General features: G+C 32.6%; 19 protein-coding genes. 1 reads left to right on the top strand and 18 read right to left on the bottom strand.

What is annotated here, in order from left to right; genetic code table 11:
• Positions 1-411 (top strand): nitrous oxide reductase accessory protein NosL (locus MV589_RS06835; protein WP_297433270.1); only part of this gene is annotated, 411 nt, incomplete at its 5' end.
• 43 nt (positions 412-454) lie between these two features.
• Here the strand turns inward: MV589_RS06835 and MV589_RS06830 are convergent.
• The 18 genes from MV589_RS06830 to MV589_RS06745 form a co-directional block, all read right to left on the bottom strand.
• Positions 455-904 carry a hypothetical protein gene (locus tag MV589_RS06830; protein WP_297433268.1) on the bottom strand — a complete coding sequence of 150 codons (450 nt, stop codon included), beginning with the start codon at positions 902-904 and terminating at the stop codon, positions 455-457.
• 71 nt (positions 905-975) lie between these two features.
• Positions 976-2,184 (bottom strand): nitrous oxide reductase family maturation protein NosD, encoded by a 1,209-nt coding sequence (gene nosD, locus MV589_RS06825; protein WP_297433265.1) that lies wholly within the window; start codon positions 2,182-2,184, stop codon positions 976-978.
• A gap of 22 nt (positions 2,185-2,206) precedes the next feature.
• Complete coding sequence (locus MV589_RS06820) at positions 2,207-2,731, bottom strand: PAS domain-containing protein (protein WP_297433263.1); 525 nt, start codon at positions 2,729-2,731, stop codon at positions 2,207-2,209.
• Positions 2,731-3,204 (bottom strand): nitrous oxide reductase accessory protein NosL, encoded by a 474-nt coding sequence (locus MV589_RS06815; RefSeq protein WP_297433261.1) that lies wholly within the window; start codon positions 3,202-3,204, stop codon positions 2,731-2,733. The genes MV589_RS06820 and MV589_RS06815 overlap by 1 nt, the downstream gene beginning before the upstream one ends.
• Before the next feature lie 9 nt (positions 3,205-3,213).
• Positions 3,214-4,041 carry an ABC transporter permease gene (locus tag MV589_RS06810; protein WP_297433259.1) on the bottom strand — a complete coding sequence of 276 codons (828 nt, stop codon included), beginning with the start codon at positions 4,039-4,041 and terminating at the stop codon, positions 3,214-3,216.
• Positions 4,042-4,680: an ABC transporter ATP-binding protein gene (locus MV589_RS06805; RefSeq protein ID WP_297433256.1), complete on the bottom strand. Its 639-nt coding sequence runs from the start codon at positions 4,678-4,680 to the stop codon at positions 4,042-4,044.
• A gap of 3 nt (positions 4,681-4,683) precedes the next feature.
• On the bottom strand, positions 4,684-5,589 hold the full coding sequence (locus MV589_RS06800) for a NapH/MauN family ferredoxin-type protein (protein WP_297433254.1): 906 nt from the start codon (positions 5,587-5,589) through the stop codon (positions 4,684-4,686).
• A 9-nt stretch (positions 5,590-5,598) separates the two neighbouring features.
• Positions 5,599-6,108 carry a c-type cytochrome gene (locus tag MV589_RS06795; RefSeq protein WP_297433252.1) on the bottom strand — a complete coding sequence of 170 codons (510 nt, stop codon included), beginning with the start codon at positions 6,106-6,108 and terminating at the stop codon, positions 5,599-5,601.
• Complete coding sequence (locus MV589_RS06790) at positions 6,105-6,737, bottom strand: hypothetical protein (protein ID WP_297433250.1); 633 nt, start codon at positions 6,735-6,737, stop codon at positions 6,105-6,107. Before MV589_RS06790 ends, MV589_RS06795 begins: the two co-directional genes overlap by 4 nt.
• Entirely contained in the window at positions 6,734-7,489 is a 756-nt protein-coding gene (locus MV589_RS06785; protein WP_297433248.1) for a 4Fe-4S dicluster domain-containing protein, read from the bottom strand. The genes MV589_RS06790 and MV589_RS06785 overlap by 4 nt, the downstream gene beginning before the upstream one ends.
• 12 nt (positions 7,490-7,501) lie before the next feature.
• Complete coding sequence (locus MV589_RS06780) at positions 7,502-8,734, bottom strand: nitrous oxide reductase family maturation protein NosD (RefSeq protein WP_297433246.1); 1,233 nt, start codon at positions 8,732-8,734, stop codon at positions 7,502-7,504.
• Positions 8,735-8,748: 14 nt separating this feature from the next.
• Positions 8,749-9,540: a cytochrome C gene (locus MV589_RS06775; RefSeq protein WP_297433244.1), complete on the bottom strand. Its 792-nt coding sequence runs from the start codon at positions 9,538-9,540 to the stop codon at positions 8,749-8,751.
• 161 nt (positions 9,541-9,701) lie between these two features.
• Positions 9,702-12,305 carry a Sec-dependent nitrous-oxide reductase gene (gene nosZ / locus MV589_RS06770; protein WP_297433242.1) on the bottom strand — a complete coding sequence of 868 codons (2,604 nt, stop codon included), beginning with the start codon at positions 12,303-12,305 and terminating at the stop codon, positions 9,702-9,704.
• A gap of 102 nt (positions 12,306-12,407) precedes the next feature.
• Positions 12,408-13,367: a hypothetical protein gene (locus MV589_RS06765; RefSeq protein WP_297433239.1), complete on the bottom strand. Its 960-nt coding sequence runs from the start codon at positions 13,365-13,367 to the stop codon at positions 12,408-12,410.
• Positions 13,360-14,028 carry a Crp/Fnr family transcriptional regulator gene (locus MV589_RS06760; RefSeq protein WP_297433237.1) on the bottom strand — a complete coding sequence of 223 codons (669 nt, stop codon included), beginning with the start codon at positions 14,026-14,028 and terminating at the stop codon, positions 13,360-13,362. Before MV589_RS06760 ends, MV589_RS06765 begins: the two co-directional genes overlap by 8 nt.
• 7 nt (positions 14,029-14,035) lie before the next feature.
• The gene (locus tag MV589_RS06755; RefSeq protein ID WP_297433235.1) at positions 14,036-14,485 is read right to left on the bottom strand and encodes a DUF8479 domain-containing protein; all 450 of its coding nucleotides are present in this window, start codon (positions 14,483-14,485) and stop codon (positions 14,036-14,038) included.
• Between the two features lie 76 nt (positions 14,486-14,561).
• Positions 14,562-15,080 carry a translation initiation factor IF-3 gene (gene infC, locus MV589_RS06750; RefSeq protein ID WP_297433233.1) on the bottom strand — a complete coding sequence of 173 codons (519 nt, stop codon included), beginning with the start codon at positions 15,078-15,080 and terminating at the stop codon, positions 14,562-14,564.
• The coding region (locus MV589_RS06745) for a His/Gly/Thr/Pro-type tRNA ligase C-terminal domain-containing protein (protein ID WP_297433231.1) at positions 15,077-15,375 on the bottom strand (299 nt) is incomplete at its 5' end. The genes infC and MV589_RS06745, both read right to left, overlap by 4 nt.

The raw sequence follows: 15,375 nt of genomic DNA, 5'->3' as shown, positions 1-15,375 counted from the left end.
CTGCTCTATTTTACGGGATGTGATAAAAAAGAAGTAAGTACACAGCCATCAGAGGTGCACTGGGATAGGGATATGTGTGCACGCTGTGTTATGGTTGTTAGTGACAGAAAAAACACTACACAAGTCATTAATCCTGCAAATGGTAAAGTTTACATGTTTGATGATATTGGCTGTATGGTACTATGGTTTGATAATAAGAAAATTCCATGGAAAGATAAAGCTGTAATCTGGATAACAGATGCTAAAACAGGTAAATGGATAAATGCCCGAAAAGCGTTTTATGATACAAACAACATAACGCCTATGGCTTATGGATTTGTAGCACATAAATCAAAAGATGAGATTGCCAAAGGTGAAGAAATTATAGATTTTAATGAAGTTGCAAGAAGAGTTAAAAAGATTGGAAGATAAGAGAATAAGCATATTCTCTTATCTTGTATATTAATAATATTATTTAATATACATCACCTTTTTCTTCAGTTTTAAATTTTTGAATGTCTGTCATTTCTTCGTCATGCGCACGAATTTCATATCCCCACTGCTTTATTTTATTAATATAAGCATCAAACTTAAAGATAGTATCACTATACAGTTTATCTGTTGCTTCATTATTTTTAATAGCTTTTTCAATCGCAGAAATTTTTGTCTTCAACTCTTTAGTCTCTGGAGATACAGATGCTTTTTGTAACGCCGACTCTGCTTTATCAAGCAAAGAAAGAGCCTTCACATGATTACTTTTATCTAATTTAGATGCAACCTGAACTAAATCTTCTGCCTCCAATACAGGCTTGAAGTGGCTTTGTTGTTGAACACTCTTGCTACTATTTGAAGAGTTTGCCAACAATGGTAAGGACCCAAACAACATTAACGATACTACCGCAGAAATCTTAAGAATTTTTTTCATTTCTTCCCCTTTTTTTAAATTATTACATTATATCATTTTATTCATAAAATAATTATATATGATACTAATTATCACTTATTGTTCATTAGAGGTTTCATATCTTCCATAATTAAATTTGGCTCAATGAAAGGTGCTAGATGCGATAAAAAATTTAGCAGAGTCATCACGGGACTTGCATAAAAAAACTTCACTTTATGGTTATAGTGCCACAACTGATCAGCATATTGATAAACTTTAAAAGGCTTATCTCCAATGCCATCACCATTTCTATCAAAACCTGCATAACGATCCCAATAATTATACTCTACCACATTAGATGACTCGAAATTTTTACCAGCATCTTTTACGACATCGTTTATATTAGAAAATATTTTATTTCTAACAATAGTATTGTCTTTTATAGATGCATGAAAGTGAAGTGCTTCACCATTGTATGAAATTTCATTCCCTAGGATGTAGCGCTTCATACCTTTTGCTTTTTCTTGACCCTGAATATAGAGTCCTTTTGCATTAAAACTAACTCTATTATTTTTAAATAAAAAATTTGCTACGCTTCCTATCATGACACCAATACCTGCTGCACCATTAGAACTTAAAATTTCATTTCCAATGACCTTTGTATTTTTAGCGCCCATAAACATCATAGCAACCGAATTATATTTGTAACTATTATTGATAAACTGATTATTATGGCTTAAAGAGAGATGTGTAGCAAATCTATTGCCTATAAATTGATTCTTTTTAAAAACATTAAAGTGTGAATAGTTTAATGTCACATCCCTTACATTTTCAATTTTATTTGCCTCTATAAGATTATGATTTGCGTAGTAAAGTTTTAGAGCATTTGCACGCAGAGGAAGATCATTCTTCTTCGTTGTGATATAGTTGTGTGCTATGAGAGAATTTTCAACCATATCCATATCAATGCCATATAAAACATCATATATATGGCAGTAACTTATTTCACAGTTTCTTACCTTATGCATAGAAATAGCAGCATCAATGGTCTGCATATTCATACCACTTTTTGCAATATATAGATGTTTTAAAATTACATGGGAACTCGTTATGGTAATTACACTTTTTTGAGAACTTCCCTCAATCACTACATGTCTGCCAACACCCTCAATACTCAAAGGTTTGTTAATAAATATATTACCTTTATATACACCGTTATGCAATTTAATAGTAGAATAAGGAGCTGCTGCGTTTATAGCATCTTGGAGAGAATTTGCCAGAAGAAAAGTGGGAAACAATAAACCAAAAAGAAATAGTCTCATATATCCCCACCCATTGTAAAATTTAGTAAAATCTATGTATCTCTTCCATTAAGTTGGCAAAAGTAACATCATCACCCTGTTCTTTTAGAAAAGAGTTTAAATACTTCTCACTTGCATCCACACCATCACTTTTTTCAATTGCCAAAAGATGTTTATACAGGTCTGCTATAATCTCTATAACATGTTTAGAAATTGTTTTTCTTGATGCATGATAGCCTATTATTTCACCTGTATCAGTATCTCTTCGAATCTCAAATTCTGTAAAAATCCAATAATAACGCCCATCTTTTGCTAAGTTTTTAACAACAGCATTAATATTTTGTCCCTGTTTTAAAGCTTCCCAAAGAAGTTTAAAAACTACCTTTGGCATATCAGGATGGCGTACAATATTGTGAGGTTGTCCTATAAGTTCTTCTTGATTATAACCACTTGCTTCCATAAAGTAGTCATTTGCATAGGTGATTTTCCCTTTTGCATCTGTCTCACTTACTATGTATCGTTTAGGGTCTAGCTCTATCTCTTCATCTAGTGGGGTAGGCTTTTGCATTATATTGCTCCATTTAAAAATTTTATAAGACCATAACTTACATCTCTAAAACCAAAAATTCTTGATCCATGATGTTTTTTTGAAAACTTTTCTGCTGCTTTGTAGGAATCAAACGGCACTAAATCATCGCCTGCAGGAGAAGTTTCATCTGAACCATATACAAAAAAAGCTCCCTTTGCATTAATCACCTTTGCTGTTTGAAAATCAGTCACATAGAGTGTTTTAAAATCATGCTCATTTTTAATATGATACTGGCTATACCAACCTGCAGGATGCAGATAAAATTCAAACATCCCTTTTGGAGAAGAAAAAAGTACTTTTCTCCCATCTGAAAGTTCTATTTCAGAGACCCAAGCAGGATACTTATAGAGCTTAAGATGTCGTACTGCCCCTACTGCATCTTTATTGTACTTTATCTCATGTGAAAATACCAATGTTGAAAACAACAATAAACTAAGTAATACTTTAATCATGCAACACTCCTATACCAAATCTTTTTTCTCAAATATTTTATACCCTACAAATGCAAACAAAAGTCCCAAAAAGACAGGGTATATGATTGAGACCAAAACAAATACTGTTTGACTCATAGAGTCAAGAATATAAAATGCAACAGGTCCCATAACTGTTAACTGCGGATCAAAAAGCGAGATTGCCGCTACACGAAAAATCTCCATAGGATTTATTAAACTAATAAAAATAATCAGTCCAGAACTCATCCTCTCCTGCATCATCAGTGATATTAACGCAATATCAATAAAAGCAAGTAAAAATATCCAAATAAAAAAAGAGAGTCCCAAGGCTACTTCAGATGATTTTACAAAAGAAGATATAAAAAATGCTATACCTAAAAAAGCACTTGTCATTGCAAAGAGAAGTCCAGTATATAAAAAGAATATACTCCAAGGAATGGCTGCACCTTTAAATGCCCCATATACAATAGCAATAACCATCGCAAAAAATACTGGAAGAAAAACAGTAATAAATCTGCCAATAACCTTTCCCCAATAGTACTGTTTTAAGGATATTGGAAAAGAGAGCATATATTCTAATACATGACTATCTCTATCTCCAGAAATAGAACGAACAGTAGTAATAAGAATAAATATAGGTAAAATGACTATTGTGATTTGAATATACATCAGTAAAAGACGGCTCAATCCACTAAAGCCCATCACCTGAGACTCGGTAACACCTGCTATAAAAAAGAGTGCAATAAGCCCACCAAATACTAAAGAGTATACCACAAACCATTTTGCTCTAATAGACTCTTTTAAATCCAAAAATGCAATTAAATATAAATTTTTCATTTAAAATCTCTCATCTGATACAATTTTCCCCAAATCCATATAAATTTGTCTATTTACCAAATCTCGAACCTCTTCTAATCTATGCGTTACAAAGAGAAGCACTTTATCCTCTTCATTTTGTTTTAGAAGTCTATAAAAATCATCTCTCGCTTTTGGATCAAGATTCGCTGTTGGCTCATCATAAATGATAATATTACTTTTTTTAGCTAAAGAGATAGCAATAAGTAACTTTTGCTTCATCCCTCCACTGAGTTTAAAAAAAGATTTGTTTAAATTTCCAGAAATATCAAGTTTCATTTCATTTGCATAGTGCTTAATCAACTCTTTATCTACCTTAGCACTTACAGAAATATACTCCATAAGCTCATAAATACTGAGTCTAATTGGAGGGGGAAGCTGTGGTACAAAACTAATATGCTCTAAAACATCAAGCCTATCTTTTATAGGATTAAGTCCATTAATAAGAACCTCACCGCCATTGGGATGATAATACCCCATAATAGAACGCACAAGTGTAGTTTTACCTGCACCATTTGCGCCCATTAGAGCAATAGACTCATTTTTTTTAAACTCACAAGAGACACTATCTAGCGAAATATTTGAGCCGAACTTCTTTGTTAAGTTTGTAACTTTTATCATATTTTACACCAAACTTTTAAGTCTAAAATCAAAATTAAGAGCATCTGCATGACAAACATCTATACAACGTCCGCAAAGTGTACAGTCAGCACCTGTAATATACTCATGAGTAATGCCCTCTTCTTCTCTTTGTTTATCATATTTTGCTTTTGTAATCTCTAAAACCTGATTTTCAAAACAGACATCGCTACAAACCATACAGTGATCACAGTTATCATTCCACTCTATACGAAGAGCAGATACTTTTCCTATCATCCCATATGTCGCACCGATAGGACAAATGTAAGAGCACCATGCACGTCTAGCAAAGAAAACTTCAAAAGCAAGAACTATTAAAACCCAAATGAGTGACAGACTCCAGCCATATGCTATTGCACGGCTTAAAATACCTACGACACTAAAAGTCTCAAAAACCATATATCCACTTGTAAACGCAAGAATTAAAAAGATTGCCCAGAAAATGTATTTAATACGATGATCAAATTTTCTCTCTTTAATGATTTTTTTTGCAACCAAAGTGTTGTGCCACTTTTCACCAATTTCACTTAAAATCCCATAAGGACAGACCCAAGCACAATAACTTCTACCACCCACTAGCAGATAAAAAACAGTGATTGTACTCACACCAATAATAATATTAATATGCAAATGGTGCTCAGCCATGAACATCTCTAAGGTTGTAAAAGGGTCAATAAGATGAAAACCTAAAAAGCGTGAACCATTTAGCGTACCTTCAAGTGTTTGAATATCAATGGCAAAAGAGAGAAAAAACAAGAGATGCACGGAGATAACAATAATCCATCTCTTTGCTCTGATACTTAACTTCTTTTTCCCATCTTTTGTTGTACTAAAAAATGTTGATAAGAACGATGTCCTTTTTATGGTCTCTCTACTATTATACTTATCCATTTTTGTATCCTATTTTTTGGAATCTTCCAGTGCTTTTGCACGTGCTGGAAACTCTCCTATCTCAGTCGCTAACCTTTTCAAATCATCTTGTGATAAATGAATTAAAAGACCTCTCATGATCATGTTTTCTTTTCTACCTGCCTTAAAGTCATCAAGTTTTTTATAAATTGCAGCACTACTTTGTCCAAAAAGTTTTGGTCCCATAAGTTTTTTACCATACTGCATACCACTACCATCGACACCATGACAAGATGAACATTTACTTTTATACTCATCACTCACTTTAAAACTACCAACATTTCCTGCTTTATCTCTAAGTGCAGTTAATGCTTCATTCTCTTTTTCTCTATCACTTTTTTCTTTTGGTTCGCTATCTCTATTAGTCGCTGCAGTTCTTGTACCTATATCTTGTGTAATTTTACCAGCAACTCCACCATTATAAGCACCTCCATTGGATGCAACCCATGCCATCAAACCTAGGGTTAATAGCGTAAAAAAACCTGCAATTATATTTTTCATTGTTTATTCCTTATTTTTTGAACTTGAATATTAAAATTGTATATATCTTGAGCTATCGCCCTTATATCCTCATCACTCATATTATGAATTAAATCACGCATCAATACATTTTTCTTTTTACCTGTCTTAAACTCATGGATTTTATTATAAATGTAATTGGCATCACGACCAAGGAGAGATGGTCCAAGTACCCCATTTGCATAATCATCATGACATGCCGAACATTTTAATCTAAAAGTAGGGCTTAACTGTTTTGCAAGTAAAGAGACCTGAACTCTTTCATAAGGACTTCGTATATGCATCTGCGCGTCAAGAACTGTTCTTGGACGAACACGAACAGATGCGTCTTTATTTGCTGGTTGAGCATTTTGATCATACTCACTTTTCTCTCCATAATCATAGTAAAATGACTTTTTATTTGAAGATCTACCCTCTTGCATCTCACCTTCATGAGATTTTACTTTTTTAGCATACTCATTTTTATTGGCTACGACTTCTATTTTAGGACTGTTTTGCGTCGAAACAGTAGATGAAGCCTGACTTTCTTCATCAGACCCCTTCTTATCTCCACAAGCAGAAAAACCGACAACAATTAAAAAAGTCGATGCAAGTAATATACTTTTTTTCATGATATTCCTTCATTTTTATTACCATAATACTCATCATAAGTCATTCTAGGTTTTACTACAATTGATGGAACAGAAGTTGGACATACATTTTGACATGCTCCACATCCTATACAACCATCATAAATCTCTGGTTTACGACCACCTTTGGCATCGGGAACCATTGCAATCGCACTCAAAGGATTTGGTATTGGACACATATCTGCACATAAAGTACACTCTTTGCCTTCTCGTCCCATAAATTTTTTCACCAACTCTACTTCCTCTGGTGTTTCATTCCTAACAGAGCTAGTAAAAGCCAGCATTTCATCATCGTAGCCTTCAGGTATAGGCGTTTTGCTAATACCTAAACAAGTATCTGGAAACTCTAAAACAGCAATACCCATTCTAATATCTTCTGCTTTTTCCGTTTTATGATCCAGTGCTCCACTTGGACATGCTAAAACACAAGGAACTGCATTACATGCAAAACACGCTCTCACATTCGCATCAATAAAAGGAGTCCCTTCACCATACCCTTGCCCAACATCATTGAGTTTAATTGCATGATATGGACATACTTGTAAACATTGTCCACATTTTATACATAAAGCCAGAAAGTCCTTTTCTGGTAATGCTCCTGGTGGTCTTAGTTTGTTTTCTTTGCCTGTTAAATATGGACTAAACACAACACCACCACCTAATACAAGACCCAAAACACCCAAAGTAGAATATTTAACAAATTCTCTTCTATCTGTTTGTACTTTTTTTGCCATAATTATCCTTTCTTAAATTGCTTTTTGCATTTTTGGTTTCTTATCTTCCATTAAAAACAGTGGTTTAGAAAATGGAGCAAGTTTTGCCAAAAAGTTTAATAGTGATATAACCGGAGAACCATAAAAGAATTTCACATTATTGTTATAAATCCATAATTGATCTGCATATCTATAAACTTTATGAGGAGTGTCTCCTACCCCATCATTATTATTATCAAAGCCTGTGTAATTATCCCAGTAATTACCTACAATAACATTTTCTTGCGTTCTATCTCGCTTACTATCATTAACAATATCTTCAATATTTCCCTGTATAATATTATCTTTTATGATATTGTTTATACTTAAAGAGTGAAAATGTATAGCCTCTGCATTATATAAGATTTTATTTCCTTCAATTATATTATGTGTTCCCGGTTCAAAAGGAGACCTATCTATGTAAAATCCTTGTGCACAGTAAATAACAGTATTATCTTTAAGTGTAAAATTCGATGAATCTTTTAATCCTATACCCATTCCCGTTGCACCTAAAGAGCTCTTTACAATATTGCCTATGGCAATGGAATCTTGTGAATACATAAAAAATATACCTACTGAATTATTTTCATACCTATTATTTTTTATAATATTTTTTCCAGCATACATAAAATGCAGGGAATATCTATTATATTTTCCAAAATTATTCTCTATCTTATTCCCATGTGAGTACCAAACAACCATATCACGGGATTTAATCAAAGAGTTCCCCTTCACAACATTGTTGTTAGAGTACCATAAACGCAGCCCATCTCCACGCAAACCTAAGGGTAGTTTTTTTGAAGTAATTTTATTGTTACTTATCAGTGAGTCGTCTACCATCTGTAAATCTATACCAAAAAGACAATTTTTAATAATACAATTACTTACTTCGCACTGTTTTATCTTACCCATTTTACTTTTTGCCATAGAGATTGCGCCATCAAGATTTTCATGTCTGCTACCACTGTTTATAATAGTAAGATTTTTAAGTGTAACATACGAACTTTGTACTTTTATAACAATGCCCTTGTTTTCCCCATCAATTATAACTCCCTTTGCCTGACCTATAATAGACAAAGGTTTATTGATATGTATATCACCTTTATAGACTCCAGCAGGAAGCTTGAGTATTGAACCAGCAGGTGCACCATCTATTGCATCTTGCAATACATTAGCATTTAAACAGCTAGTAATAACAGTAACAACAATCAATAAAATTTTAAACATTTAATAAACCTGACTTACGATGCTTCGTTTTGCATCTCTTTAAGTGCTTTTTGTTTTGCAAAAAATGCAAGCAGACTAAACAGACTAATCAATAAAATCATATAAAACCCTATTGTTGGATAAGAGTGCGTTGTAAACTGAGCAATCTTTCCATCTCCAAATACCGTAGGCATAAATGGTTTGATTTTAAATGCACCCCAATCATGTAAATTGTGCCCAAACCAATAGAGCCAATAAGAGTAATCTCCTATAAAAATCAATGGAAGAGCTATAGGAATAAGCATAATGTAGCTATAGATTTTTTTATTATAAATCATAAAGAAAATCATTCCTAAAGAGAGTAATAAAAGAGCATATGGCCCTATGGCACGTTCAAAATGTCCACCTCTCCACATAGGATCCATTCCAACATAGTGATTGATTGTATCCATTTCATGTACTTCTCCACTATATCCATCAAAGTGGAAATAGACAGGAATCCCTTGAGGAAATGCTTTTTTTGGATAATTTGGTGCTTCAAGAGAAACAGCCCAAATTGGAAGAGAAGCCGGCCCTATTTCTGATTCACTCTCAATCATTTTGTCTAAATTATTGTGCGCGCTCTTAGGTGTCGCTACACTTTTATATCTACCTTTATTGTAAATATTCCAAACTTCTTTAGTAAAAGGAGAAATCTCATTAATCTTTCCTGCATCAATTTTACTAAGCGTTCCATGAAATACAATCATCGGAAAAGTAAAAGAGACAGTTAAAATCAATAAAGCTATAAGAGTAAAAACTCTAGCTTTAATTAAACTTGGGTGCATAATATATCCTTGTTTATAAATTAAATTTTAATATTGTATCCAGATATAAAATGTATAAATTTGACTTAAGTCAATTGCAGTGTGAAGATGTAAAATACGAGGGAAATAAGGTGGGAATAACACTCCCACCCTAGTTGTTGAAGTTATAAATTATCTATTTTCTAAAATAGATTCGCATTTTTGTCTACCCATTTAAAGTATTCAATAATGTTATTTACTTCTTCTTTAGTCATATGTTGGTTAGGCATTCTTAGATTAAAGTAGTTAATCATACCCTCTACATATGGATCTTTATATTTATGTGATGGATTTAAAACAAAGTTTCTAACCCATTGCTCACCATTTTCATGTCTTAAAAGTACACCAGTTAAATCTGGACCTGATGAAACTTTACCAATAACGTGACATCCGCCACATCCACCTTCACCAAATGCTCTCTCACCAGCAGCAGCGGCAGGAGATTGTTTTGTTGCAACTTTTTTCACAAGTAAGTTTTTCGCTCTGATTCCAACATCAGCAGTTTTAACCATATATTGCCAAATCATATTTTCAAACAGAACAGCTTTTTCCAAATCACCAGCTTTTACAGCTTTATCTGAAAGTTTTTTCTGAGCCGGAATTTTTCCATACTGATCAAGTGCATCTTCAACCAATGCTTTTACAGTTGGATATTTTTCATAATGATTAGCTTTTAAGAATTTAACAACTGACTGAATAACAGCATCAGTAGCAGTGTTTACAGCAACAGTTTTGTCATACTCAGCTTTAAGTTCCGCTTTAGACATTGTTTTCATTTTAAGTTTTTGAGCACTAACATATTTTTTGTTAGGATCTTTAACCATTAAATAACCCATCATCTCTAAGTGAAGTGCTGAACAGAACTCTGTACAGTAGTAAGGGAAAACACCCTCTAAATCAGCTTTAAATTTAACAGATGCAGTTTTACCTGGCTCTAAAGATGCGTGTACATTATAGTTATCTACAGTAAATCCATGAGTTTCATCTTCAGCACGCTCAAGGTTTGTTAAGTAGAATGTTACAGTATCACCTTTATTTACAGTAACTCTCTCAGGGTTAATATGAGATCTTACAAGTGTTGCATATACAGTTACATTATGACCTTTTCTAACAACTCGCTCTTGACCTGCTAATGTTTTACCTTTAGAGATTTTACCTGTTCTTGAGTTTGTTCCCATTTTGTATCGTACTTCTGGGTGTAATTTACTCATACGAATAGCAACTGCTTGGTGTGGTTCACCTAGAGGTACTGGCATATCATAAAGAAGATCCATTTTTTTACCACTAATATCAATCAACTGGTGATTTTGTGGATGAAGTGGACCAACTGGGTCAAATCTATCGATCGCCAATTTATTCAATGAAATAATATATTTCCCTTGAGGATCAGCAGATTTCCCTTCCATACTACACAAATGTCCTACATTATAGTGAACATTTACTTTATCAAGTACTTTTAGGTGTATATAGTCCCATTTTACAATTTGTGAATCAACATATAAAGATGTATAAATTTCACCATCTTTCCAATGTTTACCAAATTGATTATGTAATGGCCCAAGACCTAGTTCAACTTGACCGTGCATTGAATCTTTCATACTTAAAATTGGAATTCCATATGGATCTTTTCCTGCATATTTATGGTCTTTAATTAATTTCTTAATTTTACTCCATTTATATACAGTAGCATGTGTATCTAGTTTACCACAAACTACAATGTAATTACCATCAGGAGAAACATCGACACCATGTGGTGACTTTGGTTCTGGAATTAAAAAGAGCGCGTTGTTAGCAACTGCTACACTCATAGGAATTACACGAATTCCATTAATTACCTTATAATTTTTCTTATTTTTAACAAGTTGTGCTAATTTTTTCCAATTATAGACATGTAAGAAGTCAGTATCATTTCTTGAACAACCTGCTTCAAATGGAGGCATACCTACTTCAATACCACCTGTATACATTTCAGAGTTAAACGAGTTTGTAAAGCCCCATCCATAAGATGCACCCTTACCAGCATCACTCAAATCTTGCATATATGGAGGGAGTTCAAGCACAAATGATTTTTTCTCGTTAATACGTCCAATTTTATCATTAAATTTCCAAAAAGTAATACCACCACGATATGTCTCTTTGTAATCTTCAATTGGGTGATAGTTATTATCAAACGGTGCAGCATATTGTGAAGCTTCTAAAATATACTCAGAGTTTGGAGTAAAGAAAGCACCACCATGATCTGATTTAAAAACTGGATTGACAACAATCTGTTTTGTTTCAAAATCATTTAAACTTAAAATAGCAATACGCGGATTAGCCTTATCATTAACAGCTAACCATTTTCCATCATATACACCATTTGTTTCTGAAAGTCCCGGATGGTGAGTATCTCCCCATGTGATTTTATGACCACGGATATTCCCCTCCGCTAAAACCTTTTTACTCTCTTCGTCATAACCATACCCCTGCCATGGTTCTGGAGTAAAAACACCAATATATTTTAATATTTTCATACTTGGAACACCATAGACCATCATCTGCCCAGATTGTCCGCCAGAACTAAATATCATAAATTCATCTCTACCACCACTTGGTGTATAAGTTTTTGCAGCATGAATTATATCGTTCTCTGTAAGTCCCCTTGCTTTCATCACTTTTTCAAGCTCTCCACCATTAGCCGACACCATAGTAGCAGCTAAAGAAGTACCCAAAAGAAGCGAAGTTAGCTTACTTATTTTAGTAGCCATTTTAATTCTCCTTCATTTTCATTTTGAGAAATAATCCCAAATGATAAGAGAATAGTAATATATATCAAAGCCAAATAATTTGACTCAAGTCAAATTATTTAATTAATCTATTTCTTTAAAGTTTTTTAAATTTATTTGTAACATTTCTAATTTTTTAGCTGATGTACTTAACTCTTCCAATGCTTCTATTAGGATATCTTCTCTGTTTATAAGCTCTTTATCTAGGGCTCCATCATTCTCCATAGTTGCAATAAGCTCTATCAAGTCTTCAATATTAACTTCTATATCTTCAAGTGATTTAATACTATTTTGTATAGAATTTTCCGAATAATCTATAGATTTATTAATCTTTTGAATTAAAAAATTAAAATCATTCAAAGCATGTGAGACATCTTCACTAGTAGAAGTCACTTCAATAGGATGTATTCCCTTGACAGTTGATTTTTGTATAATATTTTTAGATGTATCTAAAAATTTTTGAATAAAAAGCAACAACTCCTTAAGCTGAGTAAAGAAATAAATAAGCAATACTAACAAAACTAGAAAAAGTATTATTTGTATCGCTCTATCCTGCTTTTTCACTCCATCAAAATATTCTTTATGTATTCTAATAAGTTTATTAAATTCAACTACTAAGTCTACATTCGCCTTATAAATATCACTCATTAACTTTTCTAAAATAATATTTGAATAAGCATTATGCACTTTACTTAAATCTCTAAACTTTTGAACCAAGAGGTAGAAATTATTCCATAACAACAATATTTTTTTTGTCTGTTTCGTAATTTTTTGACTATCCAGCTCCTTCAGTATTTCATTTTTATGATTTACATTTTCCACAAAAGAGTTTACAGACTCATCTAGTTGATTAGTAGAAGCATTTCTATTGTTATATATATAAAATATATTTTTTGATATTTCTTGAGTAAAAGCTTTTTGCTCATTAATAGTTTTTAAAATCTCTAAATTAATATCATTTTCTTGTGAAAGTTGTTTAGAATAAATAGCTAGCACTAAAGCGAGTATAAATATAAGTAAACTAAGAATTTTTATTTTATTCATCTATTTTATCCTTATATACGGCTTCGAGTTCCATATCATTTATAATCTCAATCTCTCCATGTATTATATCGATAATACCATTTCGTTTTAATCGATTTAAAACACGAGAGAGAGTGGCAGGTTGAATATGCAACATTAGAGATATATCGTGGCGTTTAAGCTTATTAAACATTGCTAAATCATTATGTAACATCATGCTTACCTTGGAAACAGCATCAAAGATAAACTCTCTACTGACTAATGACTCTAATTTTAATGAGCGTTCAATAACTGCGTTTGTAAATTGAAAGCACAATATATGATTAGCTAAAAAAAGTTCTTTAAATTTAGCATAATTAACATGTAGCACTTGTGAATCTTCCACAAATACCACATTTGAAAAAGGATGTAGAGTATTGGAATTTATATCTGAAATTTCTGAAAGCATTGAGTTTTCATACATATAATATAAAAATGTTTCATTTTCATGCTTATCAATTTTGTAGGCTTTTGCCAAACCTTTGATTAGAAAAAACAGGTTAGTACACTCCTGTTGTTCATAGTACAAAACATTCTCTTTTTTATAAGTATGCAATGATGATATGTGTGAGAGTTGTTCTATCTGCTCATCATTTAAAGAGTTAAAAAAATCTTGTGTTTTAATGAGATTTTTAACAGACAAAACAGACCTATTTCTTAGTTAAATTTGTACATTTAGCTTGAGTAATATCAAACCTAAAAAGAGGAGTACCTGTTTTTTTACTTACATAAATATAAGAAGTATTGATACCCGCTTTTAAAAATCTTTGTGAAGATTGGCATACACCTTTAGTTATAGCCTTTTGCATTCGAGAATGGTCTTCTCTTATTATTTCTTTATCACTTTTTGTGTTGCTACTTATTACAAATGTATAGATCAAAGTGCTATTATCATTTTTTACAGAACGTAGCGTTGTATACTGATCTATTTTTTGGGGAAGGTTTTTGGACATTGCTTGAGCAGCCATAGTCGCAATTTGAATATTTTGTTTTTTCAGCTCTTTTTGTGGGAATTCTCGTACTTGCACTTTCATCTCTTTAGCACATAAAGAAGATGTGACAAGCGCCATCAACACATATAAAAAAAATCTTTGTTTCATTCTTCATCTCTCCTTTTTTAAGGAATTATACACTCCTCATCAGTTGGAGAGAATGATATTTATCAATAAAAGCGAACTATTTTTTAGGTACTACATACATATTGAAGTAGCGACCTTCAAATTTTGGTGGTTTTTCCATTACTGCAAGATCTTCAACCATTGGCCAAACCTGTAAAAGAACCTCTTTTGCTGCTTCTGGATGTGCCATTTCACGACCACGTAAAAATACACGAAATTTTACATGAAAGCCTTTTTCAAGAAACTCTCTTGCATGTTTTACTTTATATGCAACATCATTTTCTGCAATTTTTACAGAAAGCTTTATCTCTTTTACAACAATCTTCACTTGATTTTTACGTTGTTCTTTAAGTTTTTTCTCTTCTTGATATTTAAACTTACCATAATCCATAATCTTAGCAACTGGTGGTTTTGCATTTGGTGCAATCAGAACTAAATCTAGTCCTAATTCATTTGCTTTTGTCATAGCATCATCAGTAGAAATTATCCCTAGAGACTCTCCACCATCTACATTACATCTTACTTCAGGAACACGGATGTCATCATTCATGATAACGCGGTCTTTGTTTTTACTCAAAAATTTACCTCATTTATTTTAGTTTGTATAAGCTTCAAGAATTCCTCTTGGCTTAAGTTATACTGCTCTCTAGTGCGTCTATCACGAACTGCCACAGTTTTGTTAGCTATCTCTTCATCACCAACGACAATTATCATCGGTACACGAGTTTTTTCTGCAGTTCTAATCCTTTTATTTAAAGAATCATTCTTCGCATAGATTTCACTATCAGCATTAATGTCAATAAGTTTATCTGATAATTCCTTAGCGTATTCTTTATGTGACTCAGCAACAGGAACAATTGCTACTTGTGTAG

The sequence above is a fragment of the Sulfurimonas sp. genome (genome assembly GCF_026991475.1).
Classification (GTDB): Bacteria; Campylobacterota; Campylobacteria; order Campylobacterales; family Sulfurimonadaceae; genus Sulfurimonas.
The sequence above is the reverse complement of the archived record's forward strand: the minus strand, read 5'-3'. Positions and strand labels throughout refer to the sequence as shown.

Coding starts and splice junctions, on each gene's coding strand:
- MV589_RS06830 (WP_297433268.1), bottom strand. CDS start 904: ATGAAAAAAATTCTTAAGATTTCTGCGGTAGTATCGTTAATGTTGTTT.
- nosD (WP_297433265.1), bottom strand. CDS start 2,184: ATGAGACTATTTCTTTTTGGTTTATTGTTTCCCACTTTTCTTCTGGCA.
- MV589_RS06820 (WP_297433263.1), bottom strand. CDS start 2,731: ATGCAAAAGCCTACCCCACTAGATGAAGAGATAGAGCTAGACCCTAAA.
- MV589_RS06815 (WP_297433261.1), bottom strand. CDS start 3,204: ATGATTAAAGTATTACTTAGTTTATTGTTGTTTTCAACATTGGTATTT.
- MV589_RS06810 (WP_297433259.1), bottom strand. CDS start 4,041: ATGAAAAATTTATATTTAATTGCATTTTTGGATTTAAAAGAGTCTATT.
- MV589_RS06805 (WP_297433256.1), bottom strand. CDS start 4,680: ATGATAAAAGTTACAAACTTAACAAAGAAGTTCGGCTCAAATATTTCG.
- MV589_RS06800 (WP_297433254.1), bottom strand. CDS start 5,589: ATGGATAAGTATAATAGTAGAGAGACCATAAAAAGGACATCGTTCTTA.
- MV589_RS06795 (WP_297433252.1), bottom strand. CDS start 6,108: ATGAAAAATATAATTGCAGGTTTTTTTACGCTATTAACCCTAGGTTTG.
- MV589_RS06790 (WP_297433250.1), bottom strand. CDS start 6,737: ATGAAAAAAAGTATATTACTTGCATCGACTTTTTTAATTGTTGTCGGT.
- MV589_RS06785 (WP_297433248.1), bottom strand. CDS start 7,489: ATGGCAAAAAAAGTACAAACAGATAGAAGAGAATTTGTTAAATATTCT.
- MV589_RS06780 (WP_297433246.1), bottom strand. CDS start 8,734: ATGTTTAAAATTTTATTGATTGTTGTTACTGTTATTACTAGCTGTTTA.
- MV589_RS06775 (WP_297433244.1), bottom strand. CDS start 9,540: ATGCACCCAAGTTTAATTAAAGCTAGAGTTTTTACTCTTATAGCTTTA.
- nosZ (WP_297433242.1), bottom strand. CDS start 12,305: ATGGCTACTAAAATAAGTAAGCTAACTTCGCTTCTTTTGGGTACTTCT.
- MV589_RS06765 (WP_297433239.1), bottom strand. CDS start 13,367: ATGAATAAAATAAAAATTCTTAGTTTACTTATATTTATACTCGCTTTA.
- MV589_RS06755 (WP_297433235.1), bottom strand. CDS start 14,485: ATGAAACAAAGATTTTTTTTATATGTGTTGATGGCGCTTGTCACATCT.